Here is a 14,695-nt window from a genome sequence, read left to right on the forward strand (position 1 = left end):
TCGCAACGCTCCAAACGTTGCTTTCAGACCGGCCAGATGCGATTTCATGTCCCAAATACCGAGGTGAATAATCCAGGGTCCTTTATCAGCACCAAGGCTTCACTCAGCTTGCCCATGCGCTGCCCGGCGAACCGCATGACGGCTGCGACACTTGGTACATAAAGGACTTATAAAAGGGTGTGAGGGCCCGCGGGATGGTGGGGCAGCTAATTTGGCTTGAGCGCTTGATAGCGCACTTGGCTATCGAGTGCTCGAGACAATTAGATGACCCCACCATGCGGGCCGGAACCCAACTGAAAAGGGTGTGAAGGCCCGCGGGATGCGGCTCCAACTGAAAATGGACGCAACCGCTTCGCAACGGCTGCGTCCATTTTTGATTCCTGATGAAGCTTATTTGGGGTCGTTCAGACTCGAATGCCGGATCCCATACACAAAGTAAACGGCGAGCCCCACAACAAACCAGATACCAGAATAGAGTTTTGCCTGAACATCCAGCCCCATGAAGACGATCAGCGAGCCGAGAAAGCCCAGCGCCGGCATCACCGGATAAAACGGCATCTTGAACGCGGGGTCGGCGATGTCCTTGCCTTCGCGCGGCCGCAGCCGGTAGATTCCAAGCGACACGAACATGAAGGCGATCAGCGTCCCGGCCGAGATCAGCTGGGCCAAAAAGGCAAACGGGAAAAACGCGCCGATGAGCACGCCGATCACCGTCAAAAAGAGCAGCGCGTGATTAGGCAAACCGCGTTCCCCATGACCCTTTTCGGCGGTGAGTTTGCCCAGCCAGCGCGGCAGCATGCCGTCGCGCCCGAAGCTGTAAAGCAGGCGGCTGCCGGCCATCATCATGCCGATCAAGGCGGTGAACATGCCGATGACCGCGATGGACTGAATCACCGTGGCGAAAACGGGTTGGTTGATCTCGCGCAGCGCCCAGCCGACTGGTTCCGCATTGCCCGCATATTTTTGATACGGGAACATGCCCACCAGCACCAAGGCCACCGCCATGAAAAGAATCACCGCGATGATCAAACTGCCGATGATCCCCCGCGGCATCGTGTGCTCCGGGTCCTTGGCTTCCGCGGAATTCGCGGCGATGGAGTCAAAGCCGATATAGGCCAGAAAGATCATCGAGACCCCGGCATAAACGCCCTGCCAGCCGCCAAACGCGGTGCCGTCCGCATTGACATGGTACTTCGGAATGAACGGCACATAATTTTGCCAGTGCACCGCCGTCAAGCCGACTGCGATGAAGGCTAAGATCGCCAGCACCTTGAGCACCACCAGAATATTTTCCACCCGGGCCGCGTCGGACACCCCGCGCGACAGCAACAAGGCGACCAAGATGATGACCACAACGGCGATCAAGTCGACGAATCCGCCCTTTGTGCCCAGCGGATTGGCGAGGAAAAATGGGACGTTGAGGCCAAACGACCCGAGCAGGCCGCGCAAGTTGGCGGATAACCCCGACGCAACAAAAGCGACGGCGATGAAATACTCCGCCAGCAGCGCCCACCCCGCGATCCAGCCGAAGACCTCGCCGAAAACCACGTTGATCCAGGAATAGGCCGAGCCGGCAAACGGCATCGCCGCAGCCATTTCCGCATAGGCGAAGGCGACCAGCCCCGCCACGATCGCCGCCAGTAAGCAGGACAAGGCGACGGCCGGGCCGGCATGTTGCGCGGCGACCACGCCGGGCAAGGTGAAGATCGTCGTCGAAACGATGGTGCCGACGCCAAGGGCCAGGAAGTCCTTCACCGTCAGTACGCGCGGCAATTTTGCATCCTTATCCTGATACACCGCCGGATCTTCTTTTTTGATCATCCGTTTGAATACGTTCATTGCCAGCCTCCGCGTCTTTAATGAAGAAAAAATGAGAATCGTTTTAACTAGTTTTCCATGTTCAGAAGCCAATGTCAATGTTCGAAACGAAAAAAGCAGGGCCACCTGATGCGTGCGGTCCTGCTTTAGCGACTATTCTGGCAAATCGATGGCAAGGCTTGGCCCCGAAACTCGAAGGCCATCCCATCGCCTTATTCCGCTGGCTTGACGGCTGCACGTTGCACCGCATCCTTCGCTGGTGCGCCGCCGCGTTCTTTGGCGATCGCCCCGCGCACGGCGGCGGTGATGTCCACTTTTTCGCCGGCCCGGCGCCGATCGCGGTATTCGGCCGTGGCGGTGAACAGTAGATCGGAGGCCGAGTTGACGGCGGTCTCGACGGAATCCTGAATCACCCCGATCACAAACCCAACGCCGACCACTTCCATGGCGATGTCATTGGAGATGCCGAAAATGCTGGCAGCCATCGGAATGATCAACAGCGAGCCCCCTGCGATACCGGATGCCCCAGTCGCGGCCAAGGCGGTCAAAAAGCAGAGAATGATCGCCAGCGGAAACGACACCGGAATATTTAGCGTCGCACACGCAGCCAGAGTCATCACCGACACCGTGATCGCCGCGCCGCCACTGTTGGCAGAGCCACCCAGCGGAATGGAGACCGCATACGATTTTTTATTCAGGCCGAGGTCCTCGCAGGCCTGCAGGTTAATGGGAATGTTGACGGCCGAGCTGCGGGTGAAAAATGCGGGCAGACCCGACACACGCAGCGTCCACAAGGTCAACGGATAGGGATTTTGGCGGGTCATCACCCACACCATCAGCGGGTAAAGCACCAGGTAAACGAACGCCATCGTGCCGACCAAAAGTGCCACCAACTGGCCGTATCGCGCGATGCCGGCGAGGCCCTTGGCGCTGACCGTCTTGAAGACCAGGCCCGCGATGCCAAATGGCGCGAATTGAATCACGGTCTGGGCCACATTCGTGATCGCCTCAGACAGATCCGTGATCACCTGCCGAGTCTGCGCAGAAGTGAGGCGCAACGCAAAGCCGATCATCAGCGCCCAAAACAAGATCGCGAGGTAATTGCCCGACGCCACGGCCTGAAACGGATTGGTCACCGCATTGTTGAACAGATCAGTGAGGACGGTGCCCAGGTCTTTCGGCCCACTCGCCGCTGTTTTGGCCACCTTGGTCAGATCCAGCCGCACCGGAAAGGCATAGCTTGCCCCGACCGCCGCAAACGCCGACAGCAGCGTGGCGGTCAGATACAAGACGATCACGGAGCCAAAATGCGTCTCACTCCCCTTTTGATAATGGGACACCGCCGCCATGATCAAGAAGAAGACCAAAACAGGCGCGATGCCCTTGAGCGCACCGACGAACAGGTCGCCCATCAGCCCGATGCCGGTCAACGTCGGCACGGTTGTCCCCAGCAAGACCCCCACTGCCAAGCCGATAATGATTCGCAAGATCAACGATACGGAACGATATTTTTCAAACATCGTCGTGCCTCCTCCGTGTTCAGATTATGAGTCGTATCGTACACGTTTAAAAAACAGTTGTCCAGTATATAAACACAGTCGGTCACCCTCAGCACACAAAAAAAGTCGCGGCACCGCTGGCCACGACTCGCTTGACGCTGATTCAAAAAATTTTCAGCCATCGATCAGGAAATCGAGAATATTCATTCCGGCGCTGGATTCCTTGCGGTACAACTCGGTGTAGCCGCAATTCGCACAACTGATCGTGATGAACTTCTTGTTTTGCACGTTGGTCAACTTGGCAAAGGTCCCGCCAGTCGCCTGAAATTGGTCGGAAATGTAGTGATTGCTGCCACACTTCGGACAGACATATTGTTTTTGTTCCATGTGGGTCGCCTTCTTTCGATTTTCTTCATTATATCATTCGAGCTTGCGGGCTTGGCGCACCCGCGCGTTCACATCGATCGGCTTGCCATCGCGGCGGGCATCCCCGAATTCGGCCGCCGCCGTGAACAACAGGTCCGAGGCAGAGTTCACCGCCGTTTCCACCGAATCCTGAATGACCCCGATGATGAACCCGATGCCGACGACCTGCATCGCAAAATCATTGTGAATGCCAAACAGACTAGCCGCCATCGGAATCAAGAGCAGCGAGCCCCCGGCGATGCCCGACACCCCGGTCGACGCCAACGCCGACAGGAAGCACAACAGAAACGCGAGCGGCCAAGACACCGGCACGCCCACGGTATGGGCCGCGGCCAGCGTCATGATGGTGATCGTGATCGCCGCCCCGCCGCTATTCGCCGAGCCGCCCAGCGGAATCGAGATCGCGTAAGAGGACTTGCTGAGACCAAGATCTTCGCTGGCCTGCAAGTTGATCGGAATGTTGACCGCCCCGCTTCGGGTGAAAAACGCCGGGATGCCCGAAGTCTTCAGGGTCCAAAAGATCAACGGGTACGGATTTTGCCGCGTCTCAAGCCACACCATGCCAGCGTAAAGCACCAAATAGACAAAGGCCATGGTGCCAACCAGTAGCAGGACCAACTGGCCATACCGTGCGACCCCATTCAACCCGTTTTCGCTGATGCTGCGGAACAGTAGGCCGACAATGCCAAATGGCGCAAACTCAATGATCAGTTGGGCGACATGCTGTATCGCATCGGTGATATCGCTGATCGTCTGACGCGTCGTCTCCGTTGCCAGGCGAAGCGCCGAGCCGATCATCAGCGCCCAAAACAGAATCGCCAAGTAGTTGCCTTCGATCATGGCCCCAAACGGATTGGAGACCGCGCCGACCACCAGCTGTTCCAGCACCGTGCCCAGACTTTGCGGCGCCGCACTGGTCCCGGTGGCCGCTTTCGTCGCGGCATCCGAAACGATGAGCTTGATGGGGAAAAAGTAACTCGCCGCAACCGCCGCGACGGCTACGACCAAAGTGGCGATCAGATAGAGTTTGATCACCGTCCCAAAATGGTTTTCCGCCCCCCGCTTGTAGCGCGAAATGGCGGTGGTGATCAAAAAGAAGACCAAGATTGGGGCGATGCCTTTCAGGGCGCCGACGAACAAGTCGCCCAAAACGCCGATGAAGGTCCAGCTTGGCAGCGCCACTCCGAGCAGCGCGCCGACCACCAGCCCGATCAAAATGCGGAGAATCAAACTGATACTGCGGTAACGTCGAAACATGGCAGAACCTCCTTGATTGCGATGCGTCCTTTATTCCAGTTTACTTGGTCAACCGGCGTTTTGAAAGCATTTTCACTTCTCGCCCTGCGACGACGAAAAAAGCCTCCCACTTTGCAAAAATTGCAGGTGGAAGACTTTGCGTTTACTTGCGGACCCAATGCGCGATGGTGCCATCCTTTTTCGCGATCAGGACTTCATCTGTCATGTTCAAAAACAGTCCGTGTTCGACCACGCCGACTGTGCCATCCAGGTAGTTGGCCAGCCCCGCCGGAATCGGCAACGGCGAGACCATCAGATCAAGGATGTAATTGCCGTAATGGGTCACATAGCGACTGCCATCTTCGTTGAGGCGGAACTGCGGCGCCAAGCCATCACGGGTGAATTTTTTCAGGAGCTGCTCGCAAGAGACCGGCAACACCTCGACTGGCAGCGGAAACCCGCCGAGTCGGTCCACGACTTTACTTTCATCGACGATCCAGACGTTATGCTTGGAGTTGATCGCGACATTCTTTTCCAGCGTCAACGCACCGCCGCCACCCTTGATGCCGTCCAGCTGCGGGTCGACCCGGTCCGCGCCATCGATCGTCAGATCCGCCTGATCGATCTCGGCGAGCTCGCTGACGTGAAAACCGTTGTCCTCAAGCTGACGCTGGCTACGGCTGGACGTCGTGACGATCGCCGCCAAGTTCAGCGGGGTCTTCTGGTTCCGCGCGGCCAGCGCATCAATGAAAAACGCGACCGTCGAGCCGGTGCCGACGCCAAGGATACTGCCGGGCTGCACCATTTCAGCGGCTTGGGCGGCCGCCTGCTGCTTCAATTCGTCTTGTGTTGTCATCATTGCCTCCTGAGAGATTTCTCCTTTGACTGTACGAAGACAAGCGCCGAGTGTCAAGCAAAAGGATGGGGTGTGGAGGCTCGCGTTAAGGGGTGGGCAGTTAGCTTGGCCTAGGTGCTTGGTGGCGGTCCTTACCACCGAGTGCCTAGGTCAGCTAAATGTCCCACCCCTGCGAGCCGGAACCCAACTGAGGGTGTGGCGGCTCGCGGGATGGCCTGCGTGACCCGTCTGAATCAAACAAGGCACCCCGCATGTAGCGAGATGCCATGATCTTTCCTCTAATTAACCCGGGTACACCGACTGCAGATTCTGCTTCAGAATCGCGGCGGAGTCAGTCAGTTTTTTCAAGTCATCCGGATTGAGATCCAGCTCGATGATGCGGTCGAGGCCGCGGCCACTCAAGATGACTGGCACGCCGATCGATACATCGTCGAGGCCGTACTCGCCGGTCAAATGAACCGACATCGCAAAGGCCGCGTGATCATCGTTCAAGATCGCCGCTGTGAGGCGAGTCAAGCTGGCTGCGATGCCGTAGAACGTCGCGCCTTTTTGCTCGATGATCGAATAAGCCGCCGTTTTCACCTGCTCACTGATCGCAGCGAGATCTTGGTCGAGGCGGTTGGCCGGGACAAAATCGCGAATCGGCTGACCACCGATCGTCGTGTAATCCCACACCGGAAATTCGGAGTCGCCATGCTCGCCCATGATGTAGCCATGCACGGCGCGGACATCGACATTGTAGCGCTGGCCGATCGCTGAACGCAGGCGCGCGGAATCCAGCGCGGTGCCGGAGCCCAGCACACGATTGCGCGGCAAGCCGGACAATTTCAGGACTAATTCGGTCAAAATATCAACAGGATTTGAGGCCACCAAGATAATCCCATCAAACCCAGACGCCATAATATTTTTCGTAACGTCGGTGATGATCGCGGCATTTTTCTGCAGCAATTGAAGCCGTGTCTCACCAGGTTTTTGCGCGACGCCGGCTGTGATCACAATGATGTCGGCGTAGCGGCAGTCTTCGTAATTCGCCGCATAAATATTTTTCTGCGAGACATATGGCAAGGCATCCATCAGATCTTCGACATCGCCTTGCACGCGCTTGCGATTGACGTCGATAATGCCGAGGCTCTTGCCGACGCCGGTGGTCAAACAGTTGAACGCATAGCTGGACCCGATCGCGCCATCGCCGATCAGGATGATATTCGCTGCTTTACTCATTCTATCGCCCACTTTACTCAGATTGACTACGACTTAATTATACCCGACTTGGTCCAAAAATACTGTGCACAACCGACTAAACAAAAAGAACTCAGAATAAAATTATTCCGAATTCTTATGCGGCGCTCAACCTTCAGCTGTGCCGAAACGTTTTTGCAGCAACGTCAACGTCTCGGTGTAGATCAGAATAAAGATCAGCCCCAGCAAAAACGACTTGAGGCCAAACGACAGCGCACCGATGCCAAGGACGATCAAGTTGATCAGCCGCAGCCCAAGTCCCACAGAGAATTTTGGCTGGTGCTTATTGATGACAAGTGCGAACACGTCCAGCCCCGCCGTTGAGGAGTGATGGGCGATGCAAAGATAATAGCCAACGCCCACCCCGAGGCCGGCGATCGGCAGCCCCAGCCAGACGGGCAACGTGTGCGCCGGGGCGAGCGCCTGCGCCAGCGTGAACCAACCCATGTAGGCGAGGCTCGAGACGATCGAGTTCATGAACGTCCTCACGCCCAGAAAGATCAGCGCCGCCAGCAGACACGCCACTGTGATCGCGTTGGTCCAAAACGTGACCGATAACGGCGTCAGTTTGCCCATGATCATCCCCGAAGCGGTGACCCCGCCGGAAATGATATTTAATTTGACCATGATCCACGAATACGCAAACGCGGACACCGCATTGCCGATGATCACCCACACCACATCCATCACGGCTTCATGAACCGTGACCGTTTCCTCTTTCACCCTTTTGTCCTCACAATCCGTAATAATCTTTGACCAGCGCCCGATAATTCCCGGCCGCGTTGACCTGCGCCAGCCGCTCGAGATCATGCGTCACCGTTTTGCCCGTGTGCCGCAGATACGTGTACAGATCCAGATAAGGCAGCCCGCGCGTTTTGGCCAAGGCAAGCTCGGCCTCGATATCATAGGCGATCTTGCGAAAATCAACATCGACCAGCCCACTTGCTGAGATCGTCAGCATCAAATAATGCGCGCGCTGATCGGCAAACAGCTTCGACCACGGACTGTACGGCTGCCCCGCCGCCCCGGGATTCAGCACCAGTTGGCCCTTGCGCGACGTGCGCATCAGCTGCTGGTGCGTGTGCCCATAGATCGCGATATCCTGGTCGCCGCCAAATAGCCCATCAAAATCCGCCTGATGCCCCGCCGGATACAGCATCCGCCCTTCCGTTGAAAACCGCGAATTGTGCGTGAGCCCGATCGTCACGCCGTTCACCTTTTTCGTCAGCTCATACGGATGATTGCGCATCAATAGTAATTGCGTCGGTGTTAATTTTTGCAAGACATACGCCGATAACGCCGCGATATAAACGCTGCCCGGATTATCAAGATCAATATGCTTATCCGCCATCGCGTAAAGCGCCTGTTCCCAGTTGCCGTTCAGCCAGACAGTCGGCGCCACCGTTTCCACCAGCGCGTACAAGTCCCCAGCACCGGGCCCCGGCAGCAGCAAGTCCCCCAGAAACCAATAATCGGTCGCCTGGTGCGCCATCGCATCCGCCAACACTGCCTTCGTCGCCGTCACGTTCCCATGCGTATCTGAAAATACTGCGATTCGCCGCTCCATCTCGCGCCTCCAAACGTCCAATAGTCTATCACCCACCATGCCAGAAAAGAAGGCCGCATGCAAGCAAGTTGGCGTCGCATTTATATCAACTGAAACGCAATGATATAATGGTCGTTATGCAAAAGAAACAAATGAGCCTTCAACTAATTTTCAGTCCATTTATCTCACAACTCGGCAGTGCGATCTATCTGCTCGGCCTCAACTGGCTGATCGTGCACGCGACCGGCGATACCAAATTGATCGGCCTCATCACCGGATTGGGCGGCATCTTCTTTGTCGTCGGCGATCTTGTGGCCGCCACCCTTGTCGATCACCATGATCGGAAAATGGTGATGGTGGGCGCCGATGCGATCTCAGCGGCCGCCTGTTTGATCGGCGCCTGGCTGATCGACCCCGCCCATCCACAGACATGGCTGTTGATCCTGATCACGGCCGTCTTGGACCTCCTGCTATCGATCAGCTATCCCGCCGCCAAAGCGATCACCCCAGACATCATCGCGCCGACTGCCCTGCAGCGCTTCAACGCGATCGCCAATTCCGTTTTCAGCCTCGCCAGCATCGTTGCCCCGCTGGTCGGCGGCCTCCTACTGGCGAATCAGGCGTTGGACTTCAAGGGCTTCTTGATCATCAACGCCCTGTCCTTCATCGTGGCCGGCCTGCTCTCCTGGAGCATCCGCGCCCCACGCTTTCAGCCCGCTAACGAAAAAAGCAACATGCTTCGCGACACCATCACTGGCTTACGATTTGTGCTGGGTGAGGCCCACTTGCGCCTGATGATGATCGCGCTAGGGGCCTTCAATTTCTGTGCAGCCGGATTTCTCCTCACCGCGCCGTTCATCGCGGATACCATTTTCCAAGGACGTGCCACAGCCTACAGCGAATTCCTGATGATGTCAGCGATCGGCGGTATGATCGGCGGCTCGCTCCTCGCCCTCCAGCGCCGTGCCGTCTCGGCCGTTCAAGTCTATGGCGAACAAGTGCTGTACGGCGTGCTGTTGATTCTCCTCGGCCTCTGGCTCCAGCATCCCTTTTGGCTGATCTGCGCCCTGATCAACGGCTTCGTCAACGGCCGCATGTTCGCCAGCCTTGCGACCTTGATGCAGGCCGCCACTCCGCGCGACATGCTCGGCCGCGTCTTCGGCCTGATCTTCCTGGTCTACGACGGCGTCCAACCCCTCGGCAACTTCTTCTTCGGCGCATTTATCCACAACTGGGGCGCCCACACCTACCTCGTCCTGGGCGCGCTCCTAGTCATCGGCTTCACCCTCCTCATCACCCTAACCAGGCGCCTGTCGGAAGTGGCGGAAAAATAGGAAGGCAAGGCTTCGGCAAAAAATGGCGAAAAGACCAATAATCAGCGGACAAAAGCTAACTAGCGCAAGAATAGTGGCATAGACACAACAAGTGTGACAATCTAGGCGGTCAAATAAATAGTGGAATGAAACGAAACTTTTACCATTTCCACAGGTCCTCATTTCGATATGTTCATGGAATGCTGGATATGAGGGTGGGCTCCGGCCAGAAACGGCTCAGCCCCCTCGTCGGTGTTAGCGGCTTGCCGCTTACACCGAAGGCAAGCTTTGAGACCGCGCACTTTGCGGGCTCAAAGTTGCCTGGGAGCGTTCCAGCCGATTTCTGGCCGGAGCCCACCCGGGCGCTCAAATCAACTAAAGAAGTCGAATAACTCAAAAACGCACCCCATTCCAATCCGCGGAATGGGGTGCGTTTTGATAGCCATTAGTTTATGCCCGCACCAACGTCTTCGTCGCTTGGACGATGCGACTTGCGACAGTCGGGTTGTCCATCGTGTAGATGTGGATCCCATCGACACCATGCACCAAAAGGTCGACGATCTGGTCGATCGCATATGCGATTCCGGCATCGCGCATCGCAACCGGATTATCCGCATACCGCGCCATCATGCTGGTGAATTTTTTCGGCAACGTCACCCCGCTCATCGTGGCCATCCGCTCGATCTGATGCTGATTGAGAACCGGCATGATGCCCGCCTCGATCGGCACCGTGATGCCCGCTTCCCGGCACTGCGCGACAAACTCATAGAAACACTCATTGTCGAAAAACAGCTGGGAGATCAGCTGACTGCAGCCAGCATCGACCTTCTGCTTGAGAAAATGGATATCAGTGGCCAAGTCAGGTGATTCCGGATGACACTCCGGGTAACACGCGCCGATCACATTGAAATCCCCCACCGCATGAATGTGGCGGATCAAGTCGCTGGCATGGGGAAAATCATCGCTGAGCCGGCCGTTCTTTGGGATGTCTCCGCGCAGTGCCAGAATATTTTCCACCCCAGCCGCCTTAAATTCACCCAGCAGTGTATCCACCGCCTGGGCATCCAGCTGCGCCGCGGGCAAATGGGCGACACTTTCGATTCCGTAACGTTTTTTGATCAACGAAGCCAGCTCAAGCGTCCCATTTTGCCGGCGCGAGCCACCAGCGCCAAAGGTCACCGAGACAAAATCGGGGCCAAGTGCACTGATCGCATCCATCGTGCCGGCGATCCGGTCAAAATCCTCATCCGGCGTTTTGCGGCGCGGCGGGAATAATTCAAAAGAGATGACCTGATGTTGATCAAACAGTCGGTTGACTTTCATGAGCGAGTTCCTTCCGTACTTGCTTCGTGGCCGCGACCAGATTCTTCAAGCTGGCCAAGACCTCTGGCTCCTCGCGCGTCTTCAGCCCGCAACCCGGATTGATCCAGACTTGTTCTTGTGGCAGGCGCGCCAGAATCTTATGAATGATGGTGACGATCTCATCTTCAGAAGGCACCCGCGGCGAGTGGATATCGTAAACGCCAGGGCCGACTTCCGTTTCAAAATGCGTGTCGTGCAAAATATCCAGCAGCGTCAGATCCGCCCGAGCAGCCTCAAACGAGATCACATCGGCATCCAAGGCATCGATCGCCTCAATGATATCGCCGAATTCCGAGTAGCACATATGGGTGTGGATCTGCGTGGTCGGCTGGACCTTTGAGGAAACCAGCCGGAATACCGGCACCGCCCAGTCAAGATACTTGCTGAACCAGTCTTTTTTGCGCAGCGGCAGATTTTCGCGCAGCGCAGGTTCGTCGATCTGAATGATCTTGATCCCGTGTTTTTCCAGATCAAGAGTCTCATCGGCCAGCGCCAGCGCGATCTGTTCGGTAGACAGCTTCGGCGACACGTCCTCGCGTGGGAACGACCAGTTGAGAATCGTCACCGGCCCCGTCAGCATCCCCTTCACCGGCTTGTCGGTCAGGCTCTGCGCGTACACCGTCTCCGCCACCGTGATCGGATGTGTGCCTGCCACGTCACCCCAGATGATCGGCGGCTTGACCCCACGCGTGCCATAACTTTGGACCCAGCCGTTTGCGGTGAAGCGGAATCCTTCGAGCTCATCGCCGAAGTATTCGACCATGTCGTTACGCTCGAATTCGCCGTGCACCAACACATCCAGCCCGAGTTCCTCCTGAATATCGATCCAGCGCTTGGTCTCCGCGCGGTTGAACGCCGTGTATTCTTCCTCGGAGATCTCGCCTTTGCGGAACTTCGCCCGGTTTTTGCGCACCGCCGGGGTCTGCGGGAACGAGCCGATCGTTGTGGTTGGCAAAACAGGCAGGTGGAACTCTTTTGCCTGGAGGGCCAACCGCTCTTTGCGTGCTGGTTGCCGCTCGTAGTCTTCTGGCTTGAGTGCCGCGATCTTCGCATTGATCGCTGCGTTTTCCTGATAGCGTGGCTTGGAAAATAGCGTTTCGTTGGCTTGCAGCGCGGCGTTATCGCCATTACGGGCGGCATCCAGATCAGCCAGCTCCGTCAATTTTTCCTCGGCGAATGCGAGGTACTGCAGCTCTTCCGGTGCAATCTGATCCTCATTGCGCGTCGTGTATGGCACATGCAGCAGCGAGCAGGATGTTGACAGCACCAGCTGCGGCGCCACCTGATCGAGCTGCGCCAGCGTGGCCAGCGCCTGATCATAATTCGTCCGCCAAATGTTTTTCCCATTCACGATGCCGGCAAACAGCACCTTGTCTTCTGGAAAACCGGCAGAGGTGACCAGATCCAGATTGGCCTTGCCTTCGATGAAATCAAGGCCGAGCCCATCAAACGGCAGCGACGCCAGCACGCTCAGCGCATCCGTCACATCGCCAAAATATGTCTGCGCCAAGATCTTCGCGCCGTGCTTGTGCGCCAAGAGCGGCTGGTACAGGCTCGTGAACAGCGCCTTGTCCGCGATCGTCTGATCATAGACCAGCGCCGGTTCGTCCAGCTGGATCCACTCCGCACCAAGCGACGCGAGCTTGGCAATGATCTCGCTGTACGCATCGATCAAAGCCGGCACAAAGTCTTCGGCCTGCTTGCCATCCAAGAAGCGGCTCAACTGAAGCAGCGTGTACGGGCCCACGAGCGCCGGCCGGGCATTGAGCCCCTGTTCCTTGGCGTCCTTGAATTGGGCAAACAGCTGCCAATCGCCGACCTTGATCTGCGTATCCGCATCAAATTCCGGCACCAGATAATGGTAGTTCGTGTTGAACCACTTCTTCATCGACAGGGCCTTCACATCTCCAGCCGGCCCCTGATAGCCGCGGGCCAGCGCGAAGTATTCCGCAAGCGGCGACAAGCCCAGCGCCTGGTAACGCTTCGGCACGATGTTCAGCAAAAACGCGGTGTCCAGCGTGGTGTCAAAGAAGGAAAAATCGCCCGTCGGAATCTGATCCAACCCAGTGGCCTTCAGCGTCGCCCAATTTTTGTCGCGTAGGTCCTTTGCCGCCTTCAACAACTCGTCTTCAGTCAACTGATGCTTGAAAAATTTCTGGGTGGCAAACTTCAATTCGCGGTGCTCGCCGATGCGTGGGTAGCCGATGATCGTTTTTGTCATAATGTGTCTTCTCCTTTGCGCGATAAAAAGAAAAAAGCCGTCCCCGCCGCATACAAATGTATGCAGCAAGGACAGCTCAGCTGTGGTACCACCTTGGTTTACAACACGCTTGCACGTGTTGCCTCTACCGGTCCGGCCAAATTGGCGAGACCTGCACGCTGTAATGGGCGTCCCCATGACCGGCTTGCCGAAACTCGCCGATCAAGCGCTGACCAAGACCATCTTCATGCGCACCTTTTTGCTGGCTTGCACCGCCTGCAGCTCGCTAAGAAAAAGGCCACGCACTACTCATCTTTTTAATCGCTTTATCATGTTGAGGCCCATCTTACTCACTAACCGGCTGGCTGTCAAGCGTTTGTTTTTTAGTGTAGTGGTCAGTGAAAAGATTCGGGTGTGCTCCGGCCAGAAACGGCTGGAACGCTCCCAAGCAACTTTATGCCCGCAAAGACCACGGTCATAAATCTTGCTTTCGGTGTAAGCGGCACAGCCGCTAACACCGACGAGGGGGCTTGCTCTTGGCGTTAGGCATTTATGCGTTACGCCAAGACATGCGAAGCGAGCCATTTCTGGCCGGAGCCCACCCTTACATCCAACACTGTAACGACACTTCAAGACGCTTGTCAGGTCAGCCGGCAGTAATTGAGGCGTATTGCTGATCAGCAATAGCTCCCAAAGAGCCAATAGAGATGTGATTCTTTTTTAAGCCCATTGCGTAACCTCACCAAACTATCTATATGGATGAAGGTAGCCTGATTCGCGCAAATAAGCCCTGACAGAAAGGGGTGAGGCACCAGGCACACTTAGTAGAAGTGATTGTAGCCAGAAGGCAAGCACTACCGCCACTCTTTGCCGTCCAAAAGCACGAAGCGGCCACTAGGCAATTCCCCATAGCAAAACTTGCCACACAAGCAGCCACTCGACGGAACGCCGGGTATCCTCACATCCTCAATGCTCAGTTCTTATCCTCATCACCAAACGTATCGGCTCTGTCAGCTGCCCCTTCGCCAAAATTTCTTTGTTGCTGGATGTGAGGGTGGGCTGGCGCCAGAAATGGCTCGCTTCGCATGTCCGGGCGTAAGACGTAAACGCCTAACGCCCGAATCAAGCCCCCTCGTCGTTGTTAGCGGCTTGCCGCTTACAACGAAAGTGAGCTTTAAGACCGCGGTCTGTGCGGGCTTA

Annotated in this window: 11 protein-coding genes; 1 reads left to right on the forward strand and 10 read right to left on the reverse strand. The window is 56.6% G+C overall.

Annotated features, from left to right (window positions below):
- Window positions 1-390: 390 nt before the first annotated feature.
- From JUE67_RS06830 to JUE67_RS06865, 8 genes are all read right to left on the reverse strand, one after another.
- Entirely contained in the window at window positions 391-1,839 is a 1,449-nt protein-coding gene (locus tag JUE67_RS06830; RefSeq protein WP_203626627.1) for an APC family permease, read from the reverse strand.
- A 191-nt stretch (window positions 1,840-2,030) separates the two neighbouring features.
- Window positions 2,031-3,338 carry a serine/threonine transporter SstT gene (sstT, locus tag JUE67_RS06835; protein ID WP_203626626.1) on the reverse strand — a complete coding sequence of 436 codons (1,308 nt, stop codon included), beginning with the start codon at window positions 3,336-3,338 and terminating at the stop codon, window positions 2,031-2,033.
- 153 nt (window positions 3,339-3,491) lie between these two features.
- Window positions 3,492-3,704, reverse strand: coding sequence for a zinc ribbon domain-containing protein (locus tag JUE67_RS06840; protein ID WP_125697119.1), 213 nt, complete (start codon window positions 3,702-3,704; stop codon window positions 3,492-3,494).
- Between the two features lie 33 nt (window positions 3,705-3,737).
- A complete protein-coding gene (gene sstT, locus JUE67_RS06845; protein WP_203637086.1) occupies window positions 3,738-5,000 on the reverse strand; it encodes a serine/threonine transporter SstT in 1,263 nt (420 codons plus the stop codon).
- Between the two features lie 142 nt (window positions 5,001-5,142).
- On the reverse strand, window positions 5,143-5,835 hold the full coding sequence (rpiA, locus tag JUE67_RS06850) for a ribose-5-phosphate isomerase RpiA (protein WP_236002630.1): 693 nt from the start codon (window positions 5,833-5,835) through the stop codon (window positions 5,143-5,145).
- Window positions 5,836-6,117: 282 nt separating this feature from the next.
- Window positions 6,118-7,056 carry an L-lactate dehydrogenase gene (locus JUE67_RS06855; RefSeq protein WP_203626623.1) on the reverse strand — a complete coding sequence of 313 codons (939 nt, stop codon included), beginning with the start codon at window positions 7,054-7,056 and terminating at the stop codon, window positions 6,118-6,120.
- A 126-nt stretch (window positions 7,057-7,182) separates the two neighbouring features.
- Window positions 7,183-7,797 (reverse strand): YitT family protein, encoded by a 615-nt coding sequence (locus JUE67_RS06860; protein WP_225877896.1) that lies wholly within the window; start codon window positions 7,795-7,797, stop codon window positions 7,183-7,185.
- Window positions 7,798-7,807: 10 nt separating this feature from the next.
- On the reverse strand, window positions 7,808-8,641 hold the full coding sequence (locus JUE67_RS06865) for a metallophosphoesterase family protein (RefSeq protein WP_203626622.1): 834 nt from the start codon (window positions 8,639-8,641) through the stop codon (window positions 7,808-7,810).
- A gap of 116 nt (window positions 8,642-8,757) precedes the next feature.
- Between JUE67_RS06865 and JUE67_RS06870 the strand changes: the two genes are divergently transcribed.
- Entirely contained in the window at window positions 8,758-9,954 is a 1,197-nt protein-coding gene (locus JUE67_RS06870; protein ID WP_203626621.1) for an MFS transporter, read from the forward strand.
- A gap of 429 nt (window positions 9,955-10,383) precedes the next feature.
- On the opposite strand, the gene metF is transcribed toward JUE67_RS06870, so the two are convergent.
- Together metF and metE are read right to left on the reverse strand one after the other, a co-directional pair.
- Window positions 10,384-11,256 carry a methylenetetrahydrofolate reductase [NAD(P)H] gene (metF, locus tag JUE67_RS06875; protein WP_203626620.1) on the reverse strand — a complete coding sequence of 291 codons (873 nt, stop codon included), beginning with the start codon at window positions 11,254-11,256 and terminating at the stop codon, window positions 10,384-10,386.
- Window positions 11,234-13,516, reverse strand: a complete 2,283-nt coding sequence (gene metE, locus JUE67_RS06880) for a 5-methyltetrahydropteroyltriglutamate--homocysteine S-methyltransferase (RefSeq protein ID WP_203637087.1) — start codon at window positions 13,514-13,516, stop codon at window positions 11,234-11,236. The genes metF and metE overlap by 23 nt, the downstream gene beginning before the upstream one ends.
- Between the last annotated feature and the right edge of the window lie 1,179 nt (window positions 13,517-14,695).

The organism is Lacticaseibacillus mingshuiensis (assembly GCF_016861785.1).
In the GTDB taxonomy this organism is placed as follows: domain Bacteria; phylum Bacillota; class Bacilli; order Lactobacillales; family Lactobacillaceae; genus Lacticaseibacillus; species Lacticaseibacillus mingshuiensis.